The organism is Dietzia sp. B44 (assembly GCF_014145245.1).
Classification (GTDB): domain Bacteria; phylum Actinomycetota; class Actinomycetes; order Mycobacteriales; family Mycobacteriaceae; genus Dietzia; species Dietzia natronolimnaea.
In genome coordinates this window covers 1-3,150 of record NZ_JAALEF010000137.1, presented here as the reverse complement: position 1 = coordinate 3,150, position 3,150 = coordinate 1, and the positions used below count along the sequence as shown (strand labels likewise).

Genomic DNA, 3,150 nt, shown 5'->3' with positions numbered 1-3,150 from the left:
AGAGGGCTGCCACCTCACCGACGGCGACGGCAACCGCCTGCTCGACTTCACCTCCCAGCTGGTCAACACCAACATCGGCCACCAGCACCCCGTGGTGGTCAAGGCGATCCAGGACCAGGCCGCCGAGCTGTGCACCATCAACCCCGCGCACGCCAACGCCGCCCGCGCCGAGGCCGCCCGGCTGGTCGCCGAGGTCGCACCCGCCGGCATGAACCGCGTGTTCTTCACCAACGCCGGCACCGAGGCCGTCGAGCACGCCGTCCGCATGGCGCGCCGCCACACCGGTCGGCACAAGACCCTCTCGGCGTTCCGCAGCTACCACGGCGCCACCACCACCTCGATGAACCTCACCGGTGACGCCCGCCGCTGGGCCAACGACCACGGCAACACCGGCGCCGTGCACTTCCACGCGCCCTACCTGTACCGGTCGCAGTTCTACGCCGAGAACGAGAAGCAGGAGTGCGACCGCGCGCTCGAGCACCTGGACTCGCTCATCGCGCTGGAGGGCCCGGACCACTTCGCGGCCCTGATCATCGAGTCGGTGCCCGGCACGGTCGGGATCATGGTGCCGCCGGCCGACTACCTGCGCGGTGTGCGGGAGATCTGCGACAAGTACGGGATCGTCATGATCTGTGACGAGGTCATGTCCGGCTTCGGGCGCACCGGCGCCTGGCTGGCCCTGGACAACTTCCGGTCCGGAGACGACGACTGGGCCCCCGACCTCATCACCTTTGCCAAGGGTTCCAACTCCGGCTACGTCCCCCTGGGCGGGGTGATCCTGCACGACCGGATCGCCGCCTCCTTCGAGACCACCCCCTACACCGGTGGCCTGACCTACGCCGGGCACCCGCTGGCCTGCGCCTCCGTGGTGGCCACGATCAACCTGATGCGTGACGAGAAGATCGTCGAGAACGCCCGCACGATCGGCGAGGACGTGATCGGCCCGCGCCTGCGCGAGCTCGCACGGACGCACCCGTCGATCGGCGAGGTCCGCGGCCTGGGAGTGTTCTGGGCCGTGGAGATGGTGGCCGACCGCGAGACACGCGAGCCCCTCGCCCCCTACGGTGGGACATCGGAGGCCATGGCCAGGACCTTCGCCGCCGCCAAGTCCGACGGCGTGCTGTTGTTCATGAATTACAACCGATTCCACATCGTTCCGCCCTGCATCATCACGGCCGACGAGGCGAACGCGGGGCTCGATATCTTCGACCGCGCACTCGATGTGGCCGATTCCTATGTGGGGAGCTGACCGGACATGGCGCTGATACTGGGCCTGATCGTCAACGCCGTCGCCCTGTGGGTGGCGACTCTGATCGTGCCGGGGATCTCCCTGTACGAGACCGCGGGTGTCGCCGACATTGACGCCGGCGCCATCGACAATGAGGTGAGCGTGCCGACTATCGCGGCGCTGCTCATCGTGGCCGTGGTGTTCACGCTGATCAACGCGGTGATCAAGCCGATCGTGCAGCTGCTGTCGCTGCCGCTGACCATCCTCACGCTGGGGCTGTTCCTGCTGGTGATCAACGCGCTGATGCTCATGCTCACCAGCTGGGTCACCACGACGTTCCAGCTGTTCGGTGCCGAGTACCTGGTGAGCGGGTTCTGGGCGGCGTTCTTCGGGGCGATCGTGATCGGCCTGGTCAACTGGGTGCTGGGCATGGTGCTCCCCACGCGCGCCCGGGACTGAGGTCCGGCCGCTGCACCGAGCCCGGCCGCTGCACGAGAAGAGCGTTCCGCACACATCCGCCGAGCTTGGAGGCAGGTGTGCGGAACGCTCTTTTCGATGGGAGAGGTGGGTCCGTCAGACGAGGCTCAGGAGCCGAAGACGGCCGAGGAGACCGCGTTCGGGGCCCAGCCGCGCGCGGCGGTGTCGCGGATGAACTGCATCTGCGGGTAGAACGAGTTGCCCGGGCAGGCGGTCCCGCCCCAGTCGCGGTGGCCCGAGACGGCCGGCATGTTGCGCGTGGCCCCGCCCTGCGGGTTGCGGTAGGTGATGCCGCCGCGCGGGTTGATGCCGGTGGCCGAAGCGAGGGCACGGACGCAGTCGATGGTCGCGCCCACGGCGGCGGGGGTCGGCGGCGCTCCGGTGAAGTCGCCCAGCACGCAGATGCCGATATTGCCGTTGTTGACGCCGCCCGTGTGGCCTGCGGTGACCACCGGGGGAGCGATGCCGGCGACCGGAGGCACCTGGAAGACCGGGGTCCCGCCGACGGTTCCGCCGCGGCCCTGGTAGATGCGGCCCTCCGGGTCGATGAGCAGGTGGTATCCGACGTCGCCCCAGCCCAGTGTGTTGGCGTGGTAGTTGTAAATCGCGCGCACACTGGCGGCGCGGTCCGGGCCCACGGGCGAGGCCGTGTGGTGGATCGTGATCGCCTGGGCCGGGAAGAACTGCGGTGCCCAGCGGTTCCCCGAGACGTCACCGGCGCCCCATGCCGCCCGCGGGATGATCGGCAGGCCGAGCGTTCCGACGCTGCCCAGGCTGTAGTTGCGCGGTGCAGCCCGGCCGTCGTCGAACGCGGTGGCACGGGCGCCGGCGGGAGCGTCGACCTCGTAACCCACGGACCCCTGCGGCGCGGCGACGAGATCGGACGCGGGAGTGCTGCCGCTGTCCGGGGCGGAGTCCATCGCCTCGAGCGGGAGCCAGTCGCCCACCGAGCCGTCGGGGAACGCGAACCGGATCCGGCCGGCGATCTCCTCGGCGCTGGGGAAAGTGACCCCCACGTAGCCGAGAGGGCCGTTCGGCTGGATCATCCCGCTGCCGGTCGGGACCGACTTGAGCAGGTCCTGGGCCATGCCGAGGGAACCGGTGTCGAACGGGTTGGCCCCGGCGAGGGGGCCACGGACGGAGGAGGCGACTGCGACGCCCACCCCGACTGACGCGGCGGTGAGAAACCCACGGCGTGAAACGGGCATAAGGGTGTACTCCAGACTTGTACTGCAGAAACTGACGCCTGGCATATCGGCGCGATCGACGGCCACATTACGCGCTCGGCGTAACCAAATCGAGACCTACGTTACCGAAGTGATACATGTGGCGAGTGAGGTTCATGAGGCGTATCCGGAGCCTCTACTAGGGGGAATCGGCGGGCCCGACGCCGGGCCACGGGCCTACTCGGTCACTGGCCACGCGCGCCCGGGCCCCACTCGGTC

3 protein-coding genes are annotated in these 3,150 nt (G+C 69.3%); 2 read left to right on the top strand and 1 reads right to left on the bottom strand.

What is annotated here, in order from left to right; genetic code table 11:
* A partial coding sequence (locus tag G6017_RS05490) for an aminotransferase class III-fold pyridoxal phosphate-dependent enzyme (protein ID WP_182616311.1) occupies nucleotides 1-1,249 on the top strand: 1,249 nt, incomplete at its 5' end.
* Nucleotides 1,250-1,255: 6 nt separating this feature from the next.
* Nucleotides 1,256-1,687, top strand: coding sequence for a phage holin family protein (locus G6017_RS05485; RefSeq protein WP_182616309.1), 432 nt, complete (start codon nucleotides 1,256-1,258; stop codon nucleotides 1,685-1,687).
* Between the two features lie 125 nt (nucleotides 1,688-1,812).
* Here G6017_RS05485 and G6017_RS05480 read toward each other — a convergent pair whose 3' ends face one another.
* The gene (locus tag G6017_RS05480) at nucleotides 1,813-2,868 is read right to left on the bottom strand and encodes a peptidoglycan recognition protein family protein (RefSeq protein ID WP_259845694.1); all 1,056 of its coding nucleotides are present in this window, start codon (nucleotides 2,866-2,868) and stop codon (nucleotides 1,813-1,815) included.
* Between the last annotated feature and the right edge of the window lie 282 nt (nucleotides 2,869-3,150).

Bases quoted from the DNA above. Each gene is read 5' to 3' on its own strand.
- G6017_RS05485 (WP_182616309.1), top strand. From the start codon at position 1,256: ATGGCGCTGATACTGGGCCTGATCGTCAACGCCGTCGCCCTGTGGGTG.